Source organism: Variovorax beijingensis (assembly GCF_003951285.1).
Classification (GTDB): domain Bacteria; phylum Pseudomonadota; class Gammaproteobacteria; order Burkholderiales; family Burkholderiaceae_C; genus Variovorax; species Variovorax beijingensis.
In genome coordinates this window covers 126438-146662 of record NZ_RXFQ01000004.1, presented here as the reverse complement: position 1 = coordinate 146662, position 20225 = coordinate 126438, and the positions used below count along the sequence as shown (strand labels likewise).

6 protein-coding genes are annotated in these 20225 nt (G+C 64.6%); 4 read left to right on the top strand and 2 right to left on the bottom strand.

From position 1 onward, the window contains the following. Positions 1 to 124 precede the first annotated feature (124 nt). A complete protein-coding gene (locus EJO66_RS08025) occupies positions 125 to 793 on the top strand; it encodes a DUF4291 domain-containing protein (RefSeq protein WP_125964942.1) in 669 nt (222 codons plus the stop codon). A 95-nt stretch (positions 794 to 888) separates the two neighbouring features. Here EJO66_RS08025 and EJO66_RS08020 read toward each other — a convergent pair whose 3' ends face one another. Beyond that, a complete protein-coding gene (locus EJO66_RS08020; protein ID WP_206168838.1) occupies positions 889 to 1164 on the bottom strand; it encodes a hypothetical protein in 276 nt (91 codons plus the stop codon). A gap of 63 nt (positions 1165 to 1227) precedes the next feature. Next, positions 1228 to 16389, bottom strand: coding sequence for a LysM peptidoglycan-binding domain-containing protein (locus EJO66_RS08015; protein WP_125964940.1), 15162 nt, complete (start codon positions 16387 to 16389; stop codon positions 1228 to 1230). A 217-nt stretch (positions 16390 to 16606) separates the two neighbouring features. On the opposite strand from EJO66_RS08015, the gene EJO66_RS08010 reads away from it, so the two are divergent. The 3 genes from EJO66_RS08010 to EJO66_RS08000 all read left to right on the top strand — a co-directional run bounded on the left by EJO66_RS08010 (position 16607) and on the right by EJO66_RS08000 (position 20213). Then, positions 16607 to 17647, top strand: coding sequence for a hypothetical protein (locus EJO66_RS08010; protein WP_125964939.1), 1041 nt, complete (start codon positions 16607 to 16609; stop codon positions 17645 to 17647). 16 nt (positions 17648 to 17663) lie between these two features. Next, complete coding sequence (locus EJO66_RS08005) at positions 17664 to 19919, top strand: YcaO-like family protein (protein ID WP_164547786.1); 2256 nt, start codon at positions 17664 to 17666, stop codon at positions 19917 to 19919. Between the two features lie 78 nt (positions 19920 to 19997). Next, positions 19998 to 20213, top strand: a complete 216-nt coding sequence (locus EJO66_RS08000; protein WP_125964937.1) for a hypothetical protein — start codon at positions 19998 to 20000, stop codon at positions 20211 to 20213. The last annotated feature ends 12 nt before the right edge of the window (positions 20214 to 20225 follow it).

Here is a 20225-nt window from a genome sequence, read left to right as displayed (position 1 = left end):
GTGGCCGAAGGAGCAGCGGGCCCTGCATACCCGCCGTATCGAGGCCTTTGCGTTACAAAGCTGAGCGTCGAGCAAGACCTGAGGTACAACCGAAGAGCCGCTTTCCCGAGAAAGGAACCTCCTCATGACTGTCATCGAATCACGCCTGCTTGAACGCCTTAAGCAACTCTCGCCTGACACGGCGAGCCATCCGAAGGCCAGCCTTATTCCCCACCAGCAAATCCGCGCGACATACGACGCCAGCACGATTCGGGTCTACCAAGCGTTTTCGGATGAGATAGCCGATTCTGCATTGGCTCACGGCACTTTCGTTTCGCCACCATTCAAGATGGAGCGAATGACGTGGATCAAGCCCTCCTTTCTTTGGATGATGTATCGGTCCGGCTGGGGATTGAAGGACGAGGATCAGAAGCGCATTCTGGCGATCGACATTACGCGCGAAGGGTTCGAGTGGGCTCTATCCAACAGTTGCTTGAGCCACCCCGATAGGTTCATGAGCAAGGAGGAGTGGGTCAAGTTGAAGAGCAATTCACCCGTGCGTATCCAATGGGACCCGGAGCGTGATGTGCTCTTGCAACCGCTTGAGCATCGTGCCATTCAAATTGGACTAAATAAGGACGCGGTAGAGCTATATGTGCGACAGTGGATTCGAAAGATTACCGATGCAACCGCGCTCGCTCATCGCGTCCATTCATTAGTTCTGGCCCAAGAAATAAGCGCGGCATATGCCGAGCTGCCCGAGGAACGGCCGTACCCGGACTTGAAGATAGTCAAATTGGAGGAGAAGATTTAGATTGCTAGGCACGAGCAGCAAAAGGAATCGGCGCGTCGATTGGATACCTGAAGATAAGCTGACTTTTGCAATCAATTTCGATGAAAATTTAGCCTTTAGCTGTATGAGCCAAATGGACCATACACAATTTGACCCTCTTTGATTGCCTTCTCAAATTCGGCTTGAGTAGGCAAAGATGCAGAAAATGCATTCCATTTTTCATCGACGTGTCGAGTCCAGTCCTTCGAATCCATTACATGAATTGGTTGCAAAATTTCTTCTGGATGAAGTCCGTCTGAAATAAGCTTTTTAAGCGATTTTTCCGAGGCCTCGATGTAGTTATCGCCAGCAACATAGCAGCTGACATATGCCGCCTTGAGATTGGAGGGCATGATTGAGGTTTCCATTCTTTTGACGTGAAATGGAATGATAAAAACCTTGGTCAATTTTTTCCTTTATTTTAAATCTCGAGGGTCAATTATTCTGATTGTAGAAGGCCTGAGGGTATCTCTCAACCATTGGATCTGTTCCGATGTTCGTAGGCCAAACTGATCTGGAGCCTTATTTATATCCACCCTCAAAGGTGCGGTTGGATTTAATCTTGCGGCGTCACTCTTGTCGTAAACAGCGGTAGACCTCAATTTTTCGAGAAGCGAAGCGTCGACTTCTACTGCCGTAATGGTGGCATTACCACCTCTATTTATTAATGCAAACTCTTGAGCCCTGAGTGGCTGTCCAATGTTGACAAACAAGGCCCGTTCATTTCCTGCACCGGTAGTCACAACAGGGATTGCGCCATCCGCAGAGATGCGCGGCGCAAAGCCTGCGTCATCTACTCTGTAGAGCGTGACTGTATTACTCCCGCGTAAACTGGCCACCGCCCCAGCACCGGCCACTGTAGTGTTGAAAGCCTGCGCCCCTACGTTGCCCCAGTCTCGATTTGGAGCATAGAGAGAACCGACGAGGCCGATCCCAGGCGCATTGCGCACTGTACCAACGATGCCACCGCCCACCGTGCCGGCTAGACCATTGCGCTGAATGCTCTGAATCAGACCGCTGCTCGGCTGATATGGAATCGACTCGCCGGTGAGCACACTGCGTTGCGGGAAGAGCGCATTGCTGGCATAGCCCACGGCATCGCCCGCCAGTTTGCCCACACCAATCACCGCCCTTGGCAAGGCCGTCCACGCGTCATACGCGGTGCTGGCCGCGCCCTTGGCGAATCGACCTGCAGGATTAAAGGTAAAGAAACCTTCGACCGGGCCTGTTGGCGTGGCGGTGCTTGTGGATATGGACGTCGGACCAAATGGCCCAAGACCGTTTTCAGCATCGAATGCTGCCATCTCAGCTGCGGTCATGCGACGGCTTTCGACATGGGTCACGCCCCGACTGTCCATGTACACGTTGTCGCCGTCGCCCGTGATCGGCGTCACCGTCTCACGGATGTCGCCTGCACCAGCTGCATACATGGCCGAACTGGACAGTTCGCCACGTCCGACAGTGCCGCGCGAGCCGATACTTCCACCTCCAGACCCCGGCGTGCTGCCGTCCCCAATCACGATGACGCGTGTGCCATCGGGTTTGACGTAGACGCGCATGGAATCGGCGGCATTGGGCCCCGAACTGAGCGACAACCTGTCAGCCGTCGGATCGAACGAGTTCACTGGCCCGTACGCATCGCTCACCGTCTGCCCGGTCTGCAAGCGCTGTTCTGCGGCCATCGACAAGCCGTGGTTCTGTCCCGCTGCTGCACCGTAATTGCCTAGGGCCGGCCTGTCAGCAAAGTACCCCATGATGCGCGACCTTTCTTCGGCACCGACCGGGCCTGGAATGCTGCTGTTGGCCGCTGCCAGGCTATCGCCGATGATGTTCCCGAAGGCATCCGCAGCCACCTGGGCGCCACTGACCTTGCCCCCGCGAACCACTGCCGAAGTCAGCGCCCCGCCAAAGCCCGACACGAAGCTCTTGCCGAAGTCGAAAGGCATGGTCTTGAGGTCATACCCCATGGCCGAATTCAACCCTTGTGCCACGCCCCCGCCGATGGCGGAGGCCGCGACGCTCTTCCAGTCGAACTTCGACTGCAGCCCTGTGACCACCGCAATGCCCTGGCTTGCCGCATTGCTGACCGCGCCTCGGATCGCACCGTTGAGGAAGGCGCTCTCCGTTTGAGGCAGCAAGCCGGCGCCACTGAGGCCACCGGCCACACCGCCACCGATGGCCCCCAGCGCGACGCCCTTCCAACTGAAACTGTCCTGCGCGCCAATCGCAACACCTACCACCTGGCTTGCAATCGAACCGACCGCACCGGCCACAGCCCCGGCGGCCGCCAGGCTGCCGTATGCACCGGCGCCGATCGCAGCAGCGGTGCTCCCGTAGCCCGCGACATTCACCAAGTACCACTGCTGGGTGAAGAATGCGACGACAACCGCCACAACCGCGACGATGATCTGCCCCAACCCCCCGCATCCACCGCCTTCCTTGGCCTGCGGCATCGGCATGTTCGGATTGGTATCCCCCACCACCATGCTCGGGTCATACGGCTTGAAGCTGTTCGCGTTGTTCGCCGCCCCCACCTTGGTGGGAATCGTCAGCACCTGGCCCGACTTCAGGTCCGCATTGCCCGACAGCCCGTTGGCATCCGCGATCAGGTACCACAGCCCCTCGTCGCCATAGGCCCCGCGCGCAATGCTCTGCAGCGTGTCGCCCGCGCTCACCGCGTACGTGCCCGGGCTGGCCGACGGATAGCTCCCATCGATCGGCCGGTACCCGAAATTGAACTCCGCCTTCGTCTGGAACAGCGGCACCCCGTTGGGCGCGCTCGGGTTGTTCGCATCGCGGATGCGCCCGTACTGCCCCAGCACCTCGCCATTGACCACCAGCTGGCGCTGCTCCTCGCCCGAGGCCAGGTAGCGCGAGGACAGGATGTTGCCCTCCATGTCGCTCACGAACGTGCGGTTGTTCAGCGGCTGCGTCACGTCGCCCACGCCTGTCAGCTCGTTGCCGTTGCCGTAGTACCAGTTCGTGCCCCCCGGCAGGGTCACGTTGCTCGTGCCCACGGTGGCCGTCTGGCGGTAGCCCTCGGCGCGCGAGTAGGTGTTGGCGTAGTTCGTCACGCTGCTCTGGCCCAGGAAATTCCACACCGTGTAGCCCAGCAGGTTGCCCGCGCCGTCGTAGCCGCCGGCCGTGCCCATGCCCGGCACGATCGGCGCGGCCAGCGCGCCGTAGCCGATGGTGTACTTGCGCGCGTTCTGGCTGTCGAACACGTCCTGGCGCGTGATCTGGCCGTTGGCGTTGTAGGCGCTGATGCGCGTCTCGCTGCCCGTGCCCGCCAGGGTCTGGCCGTTCCAGGTGGTGCCCAGCAGGGCGTTGACATAGCCCACGGGCAGGGTGCCCGCGGGGCCGGTCTGCACCACGCGGCTGGCGCCGTCGTACAGGCGCACGTCGGTCTGCACGCCGTCGCGCACCACGCTGGCCAGGCGAGCGAGCGCGTCGTAGCGGTAGGCCTCGGTGGTGTAGCCCTGGCTGGTGACGTACTGCTTGGCGGTGGTGCTGTAGATGGCCGCGCCGGCCTCGTCGAAGCCCACGATCTGGCTCTGGCCGTCCACCGTGAGCACGCGGTTGCCCCACCAGGTGTCGCTGGTGCGGTTGCCGTTGTGGTCGTAGGCGATGCGGTGGCCCTGGCCGCCCAGGTTGCCGGCGGCATCGACCGCGTTGACCACCGTCTGGCGGTTCATCGCGTCGTACTGGAAGTACAGGTCGCTGTCCAGGCTGGTGTCCTGGTCGAGCACGTGGGTCTTGATGCGGGTGCGGTTGCCGACCTTGTCGTACTCGATGTTCACGAACGCGCGCCCGTCGGCCACCCAGCGCATGCGGCCCAGGGCGTCGTAGGCGATGTGGTTGTCCTTGTAGACCACGCCGCCCTGGGCGAACCACTCGCGCACGCGGTTGCCGGCCAGGTCGTACTCGTAGCGGGCGTCCTGGCCCGTGGTGCGGTCGTAGGTGCGCGCCAGCAGGCCTTCGATGTTGTAGGTGTACTCGCGGTTGGCGCCGCTGTCGAAGGTGAGCTGGCCGGCCTTGTCGTAGGTGTAGGTGTAGGCACGGCCGCCGAAGTCGGTGTGCGTGAGCACCTTGCCGAAGTAGCTGTAGCTCCAGGTGGCCATGTAGCCGTTGCCGTCGACCTCGGCGATCTTGTTGCCCAGCGCGTCGTAGGCCGTCTTGGTGCTCTGGCCCATGGGCTGGATGGTGCGCACCACGCGGCCCTGCAGGTCGTAGGCGTAGCGGATGGTCTCTCCGTTGCCATTGGTCTGGCTGAGCTTGCGGCCGGCCTGGTCCCAGGTGCTGGACTCGACGATGGCCCGGGTGTCGACCAGCTGCGGGATGTTGTTGGCCGTGTTGGCGTTGAAGACCTGCACCACGCCGCGCGTGGTGGTGAGCAGGCGGCCCAGGTTGTCGTAGGCGAAGCGGGTGAGGGTGGGGTTGCTCGCGAGCGCGTCGGTGGCCGAGACCTTGTCGCCGAAGACGTTGTAGCTGTTGCGGATCACGCCGCCGTCGGCATGCAGCTCCTGCACGAGGTTGCCGCGCGCGTCGTAGACCTGGCCCTGGATCTTGCCGTTGGCATCCTTGACGGCCACCTGGCGTCCCATCTTGTCGTAGAACAGCTGGGTCACGGCGGCGCCCGAGGTGCCCTGGACGCCGTTGGCGTCGGTCTGTTTCTGCTCGATGAGCTGATTGTTGGCGTTGTAGCGGTAGGTGGTGACCCAGCCGGCCGAGCGCGGGTCGCTGATCGAGACCACGTTGCCCCAGCGGTCGGTGTTCTGGTTGACCACGGGACGCGGCGAGCTGCTGGTGCCCTGCGTGGCCGGCGTCTGTACCGCGTCGGCGCCGTTGGTGTTGTTCTGGCTGACCGCCGCGCTGCCCGCCACCGTGGTGGTGCTCGAGGCAAAGAGCGCGGGAATGAGCGGCACCCAGTAGCCCGCCGTGTAGGGCGGGGTGTTGTCCTGGACCGATGGCGCCGTCGTGCCGACCTGCACCTCGTAGGTGTAGGGCACGTACTGGTAGCGGGTTTCATACCGAGGCTGGTAGCCGAGGATGATGGGCTTCTGCACCGGAACCTGGACCGGGTAGGTCACGTTCTGCCAGCCGGTGATGACCAGGTAGTTGTCGTAGACGGTTCGATAGCGCGTCTCGTAGACGGTGGTGTACTGGATGTTGCCCCACGCATCCCGCACGACGACGACGTTGCCCGACTCGTCGGTGGTTGTCTGGGGCGGGCCTTGCACCGCCACCTGGTAGGCCTCGGTGCGCGGCACCTGCACCCACCCGTAGACCGGATCGGTTCGGGTCTGGTACTGCGTTTCCCAGACCGTCTCGTAGATGATGTTGCCGTTCTCGTCGAGCGAGTAGATCGGATCGGATCCGACCTGGACCAGGTACGGCACCACGTTCACGCCCGAGCGCGTTTCCATGATGGGCGTTTTCTGGTTGTCCAGGATGCCCGTTGCCTGGCCGACCGATTGCGTGGTTGTACCCGAGGTGAGCGTTGCCAGAATGCGGTATTCGTAGCGTCCGGCGGCGAGGTTGGTGATGTCGACCCGCTGCGCGCCGATCGGGAAACTCGACTCGTTGCTGCCGGCCAGGTTGACCACGGGCAGCGAACTCCAGGCGCTGCCGCCCACCGGCCGGTACTGGAAGGTCACGCCGTTGCCGGCGTTGAGGACGGACGAGTAGGGCCACTCGATGACCGTGAGCGGGGTGCCGATCGGGGCGCCCGATTCGTCATTGCCGCCGGTGCCGACGGTGCGTATCGCGGCGCCGGTGATCACCGGCAGGTTGACCGGCGGGACCCATCTCGGAGGCGTGATTCCGCTCGAGGCGATCTGGCCCGTTGCGTGGGCGTACGGCACGCCTTCGCCCGCATGGGTCCAGAGCAGTTCGTAGTCGTAGGTGCCCGCGGCCAGCGCCGTGACATCCACGCCGTCCCTGCCGTTGCCCCGGGCTGCGACGGGCTGCGTTATCCAGGCGCCCGTGCTGCCGGCCAGCCGGTAGCGGAAGACCTGCTCCACGGATGTGCCGGGCGATGACCAGGTGAACAGGCCGCCGCTCGCGGGCCCCATCTGGTAGAAGGCCATCGGAACGCTGATGAGAGACAGCGGCGGCGAGGTCAGGGTCACGGTGCCGCTGGCAGTGACGCTGGCCACGCCGGCCGTGGTGGTCTGCGTCACGCGGTACTGGTAGCTGCCCGGCGGCAGGGCGCTGGCGTTGTAGCGCAGCAGGTCGCCGAAGTTCAGCAGAGGCGCATCGACCCAGCCCGTGTCGCCGGCGCTGCCTGCCGGACGGATCTGCATGCGCATGCTGGTGCTGAGGTCGTCCGGCGCATCGACGTCGATGACCTGGCCGCTGTAGCCCAGCGATCCCTCGGTGATGACGGGCTGCCAGTTGCCGTACACATCCTTCTTGTAGATGGTCAGCTTTGTGACGCGCCCGATGCCGCCGTTCGCGTCGTTCCAGGCGTCCTCCCAGGTCATCGTGAGGCTGTTGGTGTTCTCCGCCGCATTGGTGACGATGCGGGTCTGCTCGCGAGTCTGGCCGCCGGCCATCTGTGGCGGAGGCAAGGGGTTGCCCGATTCGTCGGTCGTGACCGGATTGCCGTTGGCGTCCAGCACCGGCGGGGTCAGCGGATAGACCTGGGTCGTGTACTGCATGACGACCTTGATGTCGCCGCTGCCGAGGCTGCGCACCGGCGACCAGGCGAGGCTGACCGTGTTCGTGCCCGAGCGTCCGTTGACCATGCCGCTCTCGTCGCGGGTCGGGTTGCTCGACCCGGCGACGGAGCCCTGGCTGAACAGGCGGCTGATCTGGGCGCCGCCCGTCCATTCGCTGCGCCGGGGAGCGATGGTCGAGGTGACGCGGCCGAGCACGTCGTAGATCGTGTCGGTGCGGCGCAGGTCGGCCACGGCCACCGAGTCGGGGTTGGTGAAGGCGCGCAGGTCCGCATTGCCCGAGGCCGTGCCGTAGCTGGTGATCTGGGCGGTCTGGTTGCCCAGGAGGTCGTACAGCGCAACCTTGTCGACGCCGTCGCCCGAATTGGTCCGCCAGACGCGGCCGGCATTGTCGTAGTCGAAGTATTCCTGGCGCCCGCCGCCCACGCCCTTGGCAGTCATTTCGCCGAAGGCGTTGTACTCCATGGCCGTGTCGACGAGCCCGGCCTGTGCCTGCGTGACGATGGTGACCGTTCCGCCGCTGACCTTGCTCCTGGAGGCCGGGTCGATGACGTGCGTCTGCTGTCCGAGCTTGTCGTACTGGTAGGCGCGAAAGAGGGTGCTCGAGACGTTGTCGCCGTCGGTGACCAGCTGCCATTCCTTGGCGATGTTGCCCAGGGCGTCGTAGGAGCTGTAGTGGTTGAAGCCCGCGGCGTCCGTGCTCTGCGTGGCGTGGCCGAGCTTGTCGTACTGGGTGTACGTGACGCGGTCGGGGTTGATCTGCGAGTTGTTGTCCGTGGCGTTCAGATGCCACACCGGCGCATTGCTTGCGGTGTAGAGCACGAGGTTGCCGTCGCCCTGCATGACCAGCTGCGTGCCGCCTTGGCCAGCCTTGTTGATCGTCCAGACGGCCTGGGTGCCGGCAAACAGGACCAGGTTGCCATCGGCCTGAAAGGTGAACTTGTCGGCGCCGCTGCCCGCGGTCTGCGAGTTCCACAACGCCTGCATGTTGTCGTGGCGGTCGTACACGACGAGGTTGCCGTCGGTCTGCAGCGTGAACAGGTAGCGGCCGTCGGGCGAATAGATGCCCTGGCCGGGTGTCAGGCTCTGGCCCGGGGTGAGCGTGGTGGGCCCGGGGGCCGCAAGCGCATCGGCGCCGGTGCTGGACTTGTAGACGTGTGTCTCGGTCTTGACGGCCACGTTGCCGTAGGCGTCGCGCTGGTACTTGGTGACGGCCGTCAGGAGCCCGTTGCTCGTCGAAGGCGCGGCCGTGGCGCGCACGCGGCCCAGGGCGTCGTAGTAGCTGTACGTGGCGGCGCCCGATGCGTCGGTTGTCCGCGTGAGGTTGCCGACCGCGTCGTAGGCGAAACTGGTGACGAGGTTGGCGCGCGCGCTGGTGCCGTTGCTGCTCGCGCTGAATTCCACGCTGACGCGGGTCTCGCTGGTCTTGCGGCCTGCGCGGTCGAACGCAAAGATGGTCTGGCGGTCGTTGGCGGCATCCGCCACTGCCGTGGGCACCGCGGCGGGCGCGCTGGCCGGGTTCCATGCCGCGACGGCCTTGGCAAACTCGGTGCGCACCGTCATGTTGCCCGCGCCGTCGAAGGCCTGGGTCGTCAGGTAGCCCAGCGCGTCGACGCTTGCGACCTGCTGGCTCTTCTGGTTGTAGTAGTTGTTGGTGTAGACCCAGGTGTTCTGCCCGGCATTCTTGAGCAGGCCGATGCGCGTGAGGTCGCCGAAGGCGTTGTAGGTGTTGACGGTCGTGCGGCCTGCCGTGGCGTACTGCGCGCCCAGCGCTGCGGAGGAGTCGTAGGTATAGGCCGACGATTCGACGACCTTGGCCGCGCGGCCGGCCCGGTCGTACGAGGTGGTGAGCGTGCGGTCGGCGCCGTGATTCACGCCCGCGGCATTGACCGCGGCGCTGACCTGGGCGGCGCTCAGGCTTGCGGGATTGCCGCTGGTGAGCGTGGTCCCGACGCCAAAGCGCTTGAGCTCGGTGACCTCGCCCCATGCGTTGTACTGGTAGCCCGTGACGAAGCCCAGTGCATCGACCTCGTAGCCGACCCGGCCGAGAAGATCGTAGGTCTTGTAGCTGAAGCTGCCTGCCACGTCGCGGTTGGCGATCGCCTCGCCGAAGACGTTGTAGGTCGTCAGGGTGTCGAGCGTCCTGGTCAGCTCGGTGCGGCTGGCCAGGCCGCCGGCCCCATTGGTCGTGAGGGCGTCGCCCGCCGGGTTGTAGACGCCGACGGGCGGGTAGATCACCCGGACCTGGTGGCCGACGGCATCGTATTCGTAGCTGGTGGTGCGCTGCTCGGCGCGTCCGACCGCCTCCGTGCGCGACGTCAGGTTGCCCAGCGCGTCGTACGTCATCTGGGTCACGATGCCGGCGCTGCCCGAACGGGTCGGGTCGACCACGAGCTTGCCGCTGGCGTCGGGAATCACGGTGGTGACCTCGACAGCGGGCGAGGTCTCCTTCGTCAGCCGCCCGCCCGCATCGTAGGCGTAGGTCCAGACGGAACCCTTCCTGTTGGTGAAGGTGACCTTCTGTCCGAGGCCGTTGTAGCCGTAGCTTTCGGTGAGGCCGAGGGCGTCGATGCTGCTGAGCAGCCGGCTTGCGGCGTCGTAGGTGAAGCTGTTGGTGCGGTCCTGCGCCGCCTGCAGCACGATGGCCGCGGCAATGGCCTCGGCGGTGTTGGCCGTGGCGGCGGGAATCGCCAGCGAGTATTCCGTGGTCTGGACGATGCGGCTCAGGCCGTCGTAGGCCGTGCGCGTGACGAAGCCCATGGGATCGACGCTGTAGGCCAGGCGGCCGGCCGCGTCGAAGCTGCGCTTCACGACCCGGTCGGTAGCCGTGTTTGCGGTGATCAGGGCACGCAGGGTGGTGGCGCTGGCCGTCCAGTTGCCCTGCAGCGAGGTGAGATTGACCAGCGTTGCGTAGCTGGTGCTGCGAACCGCATTGCCGGCGGCGTCGAAGCTCGTCTCGGTGACCGCGCCGGTGGCATCGACGCCGAGGATCTTGCGGTCTGCCGCGTCGAACGCGGCGCGCTCCACGCGGTCGGCGCCCGCGTAGTCGTAGACGCGCGCCGCCTTCGCCTGCGCTTCGGTCAGCTTGCTGGCGGCCGTGGGCACGGCAATGCGCGTGGCATAGCTGTAGCGCGTGGTGACGTTGCCGTTCTTGTCGTAGACCGCTTCGGTCAGTGCCCCCGTGGCATCGATCACGAAGGTCTGGCGATTGGCCTGGTCGTACACCCGGTCGGTGATGCGGTCGCCGGCGGAGGCTGCGACGGAAGACGGGACCATGCCGCCCGAGATTGCGGTGGCGTACTGGACCGTCTTGAGCAGGTTGCCGTTCTTGTCGTAGACCTGCTTGGTGACCGCACCCACGCCGTCTGCGAGCCAGATGAGCCGGTCCGCGCGGTCGTAGATGAATCGCTCGCGTGTGCCGCTCGCCACATGGGCGACGGGTGTGGTGGTGGTCGGGGTGTAGGTGCTGGCGGCGTTGGCTTGGTCGAGCTGGTAGCCGCTTACGCGGAAGGCGCGGGTGTCGTTTCCGGCATATTTGATGGCACCGAAGTAAACCACCGAGTACGAGTGCGCCCCCGGCGCCGGTGCTACGCCAGTGACCGACACGCGATAACGCCCACCGCCGAGGTTCTGCACAGCATAGTTGGTCGGATTGGTCGCGCCCGAGAAGAGCGCGAGTCCAAACGAATTTGCGGCGCTCGAGGCGGATGCATTCGCAAAAGATGGCGGCTGACCATCCTCCATCTCCACAATTACCGACAGCGTGTAGGTCTCACCGGGAATCGTTGTGAACGACTTGTAGGCATAGCTGCTGACCGTGTCGGACGCAAGCCGGATTGCGCCTGCGAACCCGGTCATCGCAGCGGCCGTCGCGGCACCGCCTCTTGCCGACGCGTCGCCTACGCCATTGGCAAACTCGCTCTGCGTGAGCAGGTTGCTGCCCGCTTGCTGCGGGTTGGTGGCCAGCGCGACAGCCGCTGCCAGCGCTGCGGCGGTGGCGGCCGTGGCGACGGGCACGGGGACCGCGTAGGCGATGCGCTCGACGACGTTGCCCTTGGCATCGTAGAACGTGCGCTTGACCGCGCCCACGCCGTCGATCGTATAGATGGCGCGGTTGAGCTGGTCGTAGACCGAGCGCAGGCGCAGGTCGCGCGCAGCATCGGCGGTGGGCGCGGGCACCGTGCCTGCGGTCCAACTGGCCATGACGATGCGGTTGGCATAAGCCACGCGTTCGATCACGTTGCCATTGGCGTCATAGGTGTACTTGACCACTTCGCCGAGGCCGTTGACGGTGGCCACCTGGCGGCCGTCCTTGTCGAGCACGCGGTGCTCGACGCTGTCGCGCGCGGCGTTGACCACCACCTTGGCATCGAGCTGCGCAATGGTCGGCGCCGCCGGCAAGCCCGTCGCGTCGATGGCGGTTGCGTATCCGATGGTCTGGACGACGCGGCCCTCGGCGTCGTAGCGGATGCGCTGCAGGCCGCCCACCGGATCGAGCGTGTACGCCAGCCTGTTCTCGGCGTCGTAGGCGTAGCGGGTCACCTGGCCATTCGCGCCGGTGCTGCTGGTGAGGTTGCCGTTCTTGTCGTAGGCGTAGCTGCGGGTGATGTTCAGCCCGGCGGGATCGATGCGCTCCTGGGTGCGCCGGCCCAGCTTGTCGTAGCTGTACTGGGTGGTGGCGCCGTTCGGATTGACGACCGTGAGCGTGTGGCCGGCAGCGTCATAGGTGTACTGCGTGACGAGGTTCAGGCCCGCGGGATCGATGGCCTGGCTGGTCACCTGTCCCTTGAGGTCGTAGACGATGCGCGTGAGCGTTCCGTTGGGATCGGTGACTTCGATCTGCCGGCCCTTGGCGTCGTACTTGTAGGTGGTGGCCAGGGCGAGGCCGGTTGGGTCGACGGTGCGCGTGAGCAGCCGGTTGGCCGCGTCATAGGCGAGCGTCACGACGTTGCCGTTGGCGTCCCTCGTTTGCGACAGGCGGCCCGACCGGTCATAGCTGCTGGTGGCGGTCGCCAGCGCGGTGGCGGTGCTCAGCAGGTTGCCGTTCCTGTCGTAGCTGTAGCTCGTCGTGTTGCCGTTGCCGTCGACCACGGTCTGCTTCTGGCCGAGGCGCGTATACACCGTGGCAACGCTGATGTTCTCCGGCGTCTTGATCACGACGCGCCGCAGCGTCTTGTCGTAGGTGTAGGTCGTGACCCGCCCGAGCGCGTCGGTCTGGGTCATCACGCGGTCGAAGGCGTCGTAGCTGGTGGAGCGCACGCCCGAGAGCGCATCGGTCGTGGTGATCGTGCGGCCGAGCCGGTCGAAGCTCTGCTGGCGAACGTTGCCGTTCGCGTCGGTGCTGCGCGTGAGCCGTCCGAATGCGTCGTAGATGGCACTCGTGATGGCGTTGATGCCCGACGCGTCCTGCACCGTGCCCGTGACCAGGCCGCGGCGGTCCACCGACATCGACTGGACCAGTTGCGACCCGCCTCCGAGCGCCTGCGTGCGGCCGGTCAGGTCGCCGAAGGCGTTGTAGCTGGACTGGGTGAGATTGCCGAGTTCGTCGGTGCTGCTCGCGAGTTTTCCGGTGACCGCGTAGGTGAAGCTCTGCTTGCTGTCGAGCGCGGCATTCCTGATGCCGTCGATTGCGGTCGCCAGCGCCGCGGTGACCAGCCCGCCGGCCAGGCCGGCCGTGCTGCCGAGCCGGGTGCCGTAGCGGATGGTCGCGCTGAGCTGGCCCAGCGTGTCGTACTGCTGCTCGGTCACTTCTCCGAGCGCGTTGACGCTGTGGGTGAGGCGTCCGTTCAGGTCGTAGAAGAACAGCGTTCTGTTGCCGTAGGCATCGGTGGTGCCGAGGCGCCGGCCGGCCGCGTCGTACGCATGCGTGAGCCCGTATTGCGACCAGACGGCATCGATCTGTGCCTGGGTCTGGCCGGCGACGAGCAGCGCGCCGCCTTCGGCGGTGAGTTCGCCCGTAAGGCGCCCCTGGAGGTCGTAGCGCGCGTTGATCGTCTGGACTTCGGTCGTGCCGACGGCATTGGTGGTCTTCACCAGGTTGCCGGCGCTGTCGTACTCGTAGCGGGAGACGGTTCCCTCATGGTTCGTGCGCTGCGTGACACGGTTGAGCTTGTCGTAGACGATCGCGGTCGTCTGGAACCCGGCACTGGAAGCCGGGCGCAGCGCCGCCACCGTGGTGGCCGTTGTCATCTGCGAGAGCAGGGTGGCATCGACGCGGACCACATAGCGCGTGGAAGACGCGACGTTGCCGTTGCCGTCGTACACGTTCTCGGTCATGTGGCCTTCGGCGTCGATCTGCGCCAGGACCCGGCCCTGGGCGTCGTAGAGCCAGCGCGAAGTCTGGTCCTGCGCATTCGCTGCCGGAATCAGTTGCGCGAGCGTGCCGGTCGCGCGCAGGGCGGCGGCGGTGGCCGTTGCGTAGGAAACCTGCGTGACCAGGCGGCCCTCGGCGTCGTAGCGCGACTCCGTCAGGTAGCCCTCCGCATCGAGGGTGGCCAGCAGCAGCCCGTCGTTGTCGTAGAAGCGGCGTGTGACCCGGTCGCTGGCGGCATTGGCCGTTGGTGCGGTTGTGGCAAGCGTTGGTGCCGTGCCAAGGGTGGCCGTGGCGATGAGCTGGCTGTATTGCGTGGTGCCCACGAGGCGCGACCCACCGTCATAGCGCAGGTCGGTGACTGCGCCAGCCGCATCGATCGTTCGGGCGAGCCGCCCGGCGCTGTCGTAGACGCGCCAGGACTTCTGGTCGGACGCGCTGCTGGCAGGCCGGATGGCGCTCAACCGGTTGACCGGCGCGCTGTTCGGGTCGGTGAAGTAGGCCGTGACCGCAGGTGCGTTGGCTGCCGTGGCGTAGACGATCTTCTGGGTGAGCTGGTTGTTCTTGTCGTAGACGTATTCGGTCACCCGGTTGTTGCCGTCGATCTCGGCAACCAGGCGCCCCGCCTCGTCATAGAGGCGTCCCGTGCGCGCACCCGTGGGGTCGACCTGCTGGTAGAGGCGTCCGCTCTTGTCGTAGTAGTTGGTGGTGGTGCCCAGATTCGCGTTCAGCGCGGAGCCCTGGGTCACGCTCACCAGGCGGCCGTTCTTGTCGTAGGCGCTGGTCGTGGTCAGGCCATTGGCCAGGGTGACCACGGTCTTGTTGTTCGCATCGTCGTAGCTGGTGAGCGTGGTCTGGCTCAGCGCGTTCTGCGCCGAGAGCTGCCGGCCCTTGCCGTCATAGGTGTACTGGGTGGTGCCGGCCGTGGCGCTGATGCTGCTGAGCAGCAGTCCGGCACGGTCGTAGACGTACTGCGTGACCGACTGGCTGCCATCGGCAATGCCGTTGCCGGCGGCATCGACCTTGCTGAAGACAGTGTTCTTCTGCACCTGGCCCCGCGCGTCATAGACCGTGTCGGTGCGGCTCGCCTGGGTGCGGTCCTGCGCGGCGCTCCAGGTGGCCAGCACGGCCTCGGTCGGCGCGGCGGCGGTGCCGAGTGCCGAGACATCGTACTTGCCGGCCGCGTACTGGAGTGCGGACGTGCGCTGGCCGTAGCTGTCGTAGCGGTATTCGGTGACCCGGCCCTCCGGGCTCAGCACGAATCTCAGCTGGTTCTTGCCCGTGCTGTCGTACACGTAGCGCGTCGTGGCAGGCTGGCTCGGCTGCGCGGTGCCGGCACCATCCGGATCGGGCGCAAGGTAGACCGTCTCGGTGAGCAGTTGGTTGCGTGCGTCGAAGGTGCGGGTGACCGTGTTGCCCGCGGCGTCGCGTTGCAGCGTCTGGTTGCCGTAGGCGTCGTACTGCATCGTCACCGCAAAGCCCTGCGGGTCCGTGACCAGGGTGACGTTGCCGCTGGCGTCATAGCTGAACAGCGTGAGCTGCGACACGCCGCCCACCGGCGGGGCCTTGATCTGGGTCAGTTGTCCGGCAGCGTCGTAGCTGTAGACGCTGACCAGGCCCAGCGGGTCGGTGACTGTTGTGCTGCGCGCCGTGGTGTCGTACGTGTAGCTGGTGGTCTGGCCCAGTCCGTCCTTGACCGTCGCAACGCGGTAGTCGGCCCCGACCAGCACATAGGTGAAGGCCAGGCTCGTGCCGTCTTTCTGGGTGACCGAGGCGACGCGCTTGCTCGTGCCGTCGTAGGTGTAGGTGGTGACGTAGGTCTGGCCGTCGGCAATGCTGTTGTCTTCGGGGCTGAGATCGACCGTGACGGTCGAGAGCCGGTTGGCGCTGTCGTAGGCATAGCGCACGCGCGTGAGCGCGGCACCGCCGTTGGCCGCGCTGGCCACAGTGCGGATCTGCGTGAGGTTGGTGCCGGTGTAGTCGAAGTAGGTCGTCTCGCCATTGGCGTCGACCATGCTCTGCAGCGTGCCGTTGGTGTTGTAGGCGTAGGTCAGCGTGTTGCCGGCGGGGTCGCTTGCCAGCAGAAGGCGGCCCTGGCCGGTGGACTCGTAGCGCTCCAGCAGGCCCGTGCTGCCGTCGGTCCAGGTGAACCGCAGCGCCGCGGAGTCGTAGGCGATGGTGTCGAACGCGCCGGCACCGGCCGGGCTGACATAGAGGCTGCGCGCGACGTCCCAGGTGTAGGTGGCGCTCGCGCCGTCGCGATCGGTGCGCGTCAGGGTGCTGCCGGCGGCTGCGACCGTGCCCGCGAGCTGGACCCGCTGGCCATAGGCGCCCACGATCCAGTTGTCCGCGTTGTCGTCGTTCAGCAGGCCCTGGCTGTTGTAGGTGCGCACGGCCTGGATGTCCAGGCCCCGCCCGACCAGCTTGTCGTCGAAGTCCTGCAGCACCAGGTTGCCGTTGGCGATGTTGACGAAGGCCTGCTCGCCATTGCGGCCCTGGCCGGCAGTCCCCTGGGTGCCGCGCTGCCCGAGGGTGGCCAAGGACGCCAAACTCAATCCGAGGCTGTTGCCGCTGACGATCGCTACCATTTTTTGTGCCCGTCTGTCTATGTATGTAGAAGCGAACCGCGCTCGCAAGGCCCCCTCCTGCCGGAGGGCGGCGCACGGCTCTTGGGCAATACATCCAGAGATTTGCGAATTTGTTTAGCGGACAGTTAACTTTTTTTGCCCGGGGGCTAAACAAATTTGATTTCGGCTGGATATGTTGTCGGGGCGGCCACGTTGGACGCCTCCGAACGAGGTACTTGTGTCTTACATAGCTGTCACCCTGAATCACTTCCGGGCTCTTCAAGAGTGGGCGGTCCAGCACCAGGCCGACGTGCGCCTGGATGTGGCGACCTTTCGGGTGGATGTGCGGCTGGGTGCGGCGCGCTTCGCCCTTCACCCTCAGTTCCTGAACACAACGGAGGCCGGACTGAACTACTCGTCGGCGTTGAGTCCGGCTGCCACCGGCTTCATCGGCTGGCTTCCATACCGGCCCATCCGTTGGCAACTCTCGAACGACAAGCTGGACTTCAAGGGTTTTTTGCGCCGCTGCGGCCTGCGGGTGCCGGCGATCTGGCCCGCGGACGGTGACATCGACCAGGACTATGTACTGAAGCTTCCGGTGGGTTCGTTCGGGCAGGCGGTGTTCGGCCCTTACCGCAAGGGTTTCGACGCAGGATCGCTGCCGGAACACCAAAGCCGCTTCCAAGCTCGAATTTTTGCGGAGCAGTTCATCACTGGCCGCAATGTCAAGATCTGGTTCTGGGGCGGCATCCCGTTCCATGCGCATCTCCATGCGTATCCCACGATCCGCGGCGACGGCGTATCGCGGATCGACGATCTGATCGCTCACAAGCTTGGCAGTCCCGGCGGCGTGATTCCCGAGAATTCCGACAAGCCATGGATCATTTCCTCGCTCGTATATCAAGGCTGGAAGCCCTCCGACGTGATCCCGGAGGGTGAGGAAGTCTGGATCGAATACCGATACGGCCGAAGGTATGTCGCCGATCCCGTGCAAGCTCGCTCGGACAACATGCTGTCTGAATTCTCGACTCCTGCCGGCAAACAGATTCGAGCAGCAGGCACCGTGCTGCATGAAGAGCTCATGAAGGAACTTCACGTTCCGGTGTTGTTTGCGCTGGACGGCGTCCTGGATTCCAGTGACCAGATCTGGTGGCTCGAGGCCAACTCGAACCCGATATTCCCCCCCACCGGGTATAGGCCGATGCTGGCATCGCTCTTCGAGATCGCGGATTCGCCGAATGGCGCGGAAAGCCCGCAGCGGACCGCTGCGGTGGCTTAGAACGAACATGGTCTCGATGCTGAAGAAACGCCCAACACCGCGGCTGCCGATCGCCGTCGGCCACTGGATTCATCAAAAGGGTGGAATGCTCTGCCGCCTTCCGCTGAAGAGGCTGCGTGTCACTGCACCTTCCGAGTTCCTTCGGGCTGTGCAGAGCAGTTGCGACGGCAAGACAGCATGGGCAGAGGTGCGGGATCGATTGAGCGCCCGTTGGCCGGCTGATGAAGTCGATGCATGCCTGTCGACGCTGTTGGAGAAGGGTGCGCTTGCCGAGGCCGCGCATTCTCTTGCGCTTCACGCCCAGATCGGCTGGACGCCGCAGCCGCTCGCTGCGCCGCTCACGCAGGCAGAGGATCTTTACGCAATGAAAGAGGAAGTCCGGCGTCGGTTGGAGGAGGATTCGGATGGAGCATCCAGGCTTCGTCCGGCGAAGACGCCCTTGATGGAACTGTTGCTCGAGCGGGGAAGTGTCCGAACATTCGACGACAAGGCGTTGCCATTGCAGTCGATGATCAACATTCTGTGGGCCTTGTATGGGGTTTCCCGCGAGGATGCAGAGTCAGTCCGCCGAACTGTCCCGTCCGGCGGGGCGCTCTATGGGCTGCGCTGGTTCGTCGCGTTGATGAAACCCCTTGAAGGCCATTCGAGCGGCCTGTATGAAATCAAGTATCACGCGACTGGCGCAGAGGGTGGCGAGCTGTCGCTTTGCCAGCGTCCGGGACAGGCAGCGGGCGCCTGGAGCACCCTGTTGACTCCAGCGGTGCTGAGCCACGCCCACGCCGTGATCTATCCGGTGGTCGACCTTCATTTCATCGGCAAGAAGTACGGCAATCGGGCGCTGACATTGGCGCTGATCGAGGCCGGGCATGCATTGCAGAACGGCGCCTTGGCGGCCCAATACGAGGATGCGGCGACCATCGTGCGCGGGGACACCGTTGAATTGGAAGTGCTTTCTCTTTTCGGACTCGATGAAGCACTTTATCCCTTGCCCGCAATGGCGCTTGGGACGCGTCCCTCTGCAGAACAGAAACACTTGGCAAACGCCGCCAGCGAATCTGTCCCGGTCCGATCGGTGCCCAATCACTCCCAGCTGTTGCCCTTGCAGACGCGCATTGCCGTTGCGGGCCCGATTCAGATCGGCCGGAACGCCGATTATCTCGGGTGGGCGGCAGGCCGCTCCGAGGATGCCCGTCTTGCGACGGTGAAGGCTGAGGCCGAGGCATGGGAGCGGATAGGGTGGTCGACACCTCCGGCATCGTTGCAGCGCGCGAGATTCGATGAACTCGACAATGCGGTCGACCCGCGCCGCCTCGTTGGCTATTCCCCGCAGCAGTACGCCCGCGAAGGCTTTCCATACGCGCCTTTTTCCTTGCGCAGGCGCTACCCCTGGACCAAGGGCGTCAGCGCCAAGGATGGCGCTGAAGTCTCCGTCATGGCGCAGTGCGTCTATGCACTGAGTTCGCTGGATGCGGCCGATGCGCGGCTGCCATATACCAATGCCAGCACTTCCGGCGTGGCGGCTTACACGGACATGCAGGCAGCCCGGTGCCGGGCGCTCATCGAACTGGTGGAAAGGGATGCCTTCTCACGCGCCTGGCTGGCTCGCGTTCCACCTGATCTGATCGAAGAGTCCGACCTGCCCGTGTCGTTCCGGCAACGCCTCGGTCGATTGCGGCAGGCCGGATACACGGTGTCCCTCCATGTCCTGGAGTCGAGGCACCTGCCTGTCGCGGCGATCTTCGTCCAGCACCGCCAGGCGGTCTTCACGGCGCTGACCACAGGGGCAGGGTTCCAACTGGAGGAGTCGCTGGAGTCGGCGCTTTCCGAAGCGGAAAGCCGCGTGCAGCAGCAACACGGAAAGCCGCAGCCGGCTGCCCAGATCCAGCCTGAAGAAATGCGACTGGCCGAGCATCACGGCGACTACTTTCGGACGCGGCACGGTTTGCGAAAGGCTGACTGGTTTGCCGCCGCTGAGAGGCGGCCCGCGGCGTCCGTGAAAAATGCGGCAGGCCGGTTTCCAACTTCGGGCACGGCGTTGCTCGATCATTTCCTCGATCAGGGACAGCAGGTCTATTTCTGCGATCTGACGCCGCCTGCGGCCTCGATAGACCAGGGCCGTACGCCACTGTACGTGGCAAGAGCATTGGTGCCCGGCCTGATTCCCCTCTGGTTCGGCTATGGCACCGAACCGCTGGGATCATGGGGCGACACCGCGGCCGGCAAGGCGTCCCCTGAAGTTGGCAGTCTGCAGCGAATCCATCCTTGCACCTAACCAAACAAGGAGATTGCCATCGAGAGCATTCCTGAATCTTCAGTCCCGTGTTTTTGTCGTTTTTTAGAAGGAGTTCATATGAAGAATAGTCAAGGCAAGCAGGCACCGAGCCGTCGTTCCAATGCGGGGCCCGCGCTGAACTGCAATGTGGAAGTAGAGCCTTCCAGCATCGATTTCCTCAATGAGGGAGCCGTTTTCGTGGCCGGTTCGACCAGCGACTGCGGTTGCTTCATCTCGCCAATGCCTGAGCCCAAGAAGGGGCATCGCCGCAGCCCCGCAGGAACCAAGCGCTGATGCCTGGCCGCT

Bases quoted from the DNA above. Each gene is read 5' to 3' on its own strand.
- EJO66_RS08025 (WP_125964942.1), top strand. From the start codon at position 125: ATGACTGTCATCGAATCACGCCTGCTTGAACGCCTTAAGCAACTCTCG.
- EJO66_RS08020 (WP_206168838.1), bottom strand. From the start codon at position 1,164: ATGCCCTCCAATCTCAAGGCGGCATATGTCAGCTGCTATGTTGCTGGC.
- EJO66_RS08015 (WP_125964940.1), bottom strand. From the start codon at position 16,389: ATGGTAGCGATCGTCAGCGGCAACAGCCTCGGATTGAGTTTGGCGTCC.
- EJO66_RS08005 (WP_164547786.1), top strand. From the start codon at position 17,664: ATGCTGAAGAAACGCCCAACACCGCGGCTGCCGATCGCCGTCGGCCAC.
- EJO66_RS08000 (WP_125964937.1), top strand. From the start codon at position 19,998: ATGAAGAATAGTCAAGGCAAGCAGGCACCGAGCCGTCGTTCCAATGCG.